At 49.2% G+C, this 664-nt stretch carries 1 pseudogene; it reads right to left on the reverse strand.

Going from position 1 to position 664, the window contains the following annotated elements:
• Positions 1-664 (reverse strand): annotated as a pseudogene (carB, locus tag B3O33_RS00600) (carbamoyl phosphate synthase large subunit); the annotation flags it as partial.

The following is a 664-nucleotide window of genomic DNA, read 5'->3' on the forward strand; positions in this document are numbered from 1 at the left end:
GATCCGAACCCGGCAGGCTTAACTCACGACGTAACACTTCAGCGGCATTTTCCGCTTTCAGATCCAGAATTTCGTTAAAGCCATCCCGATCCGTCTCCAGACCGCGTAACGCTTTTTGCAGGGATTCCTGGAAGTTTCGGCCAATCGCCATAACTTCACCGACAGATTTCATCTGTGTGCTCAGACGATTATCTGCCAATGGGAATTTTTCAAAGGTAAAACGTGGGATCTTGGTCACCACGTAATCAATTGTCGGTTCAAACGACGCAGGCGTTGCACCACCGGTAATGTCGTTTTGCAATTCGTCCAGGGTATAGCCGACCGCCAGCTTGGCAGCCACTTTGGCAATCGGAAAACCGGTTGCTTTGGAAGCCAATGCAGAAGAGCGTGAAACCCGCGGATTCATTTCGATAATAATCAAACGCCCGGTTTCCGGATTCACTGCAAACTGAACGTTCGAACCACCGGTTTCCACGCCAATTTCACGCAGAACGGCCAGCGAAGCGTTACGCATGATTTGGTATTCTTTGTCGGTCAATGTTTGTGCCGGAGCCACGGTGATTGAATCACCGGTGTGAACCCCCATTGCATCCAGGTTTTCAATAGAACAGATAATGATGGCGTTATCTTTTTTGTCACGCACCACTTCCATCTCGTACTCTTT

The organism is Methylophaga sp. UBA1464, from assembly GCF_002325665.1.
Lineage (GTDB): Bacteria > Pseudomonadota > Gammaproteobacteria > Nitrosococcales > Methylophagaceae > Methylophaga.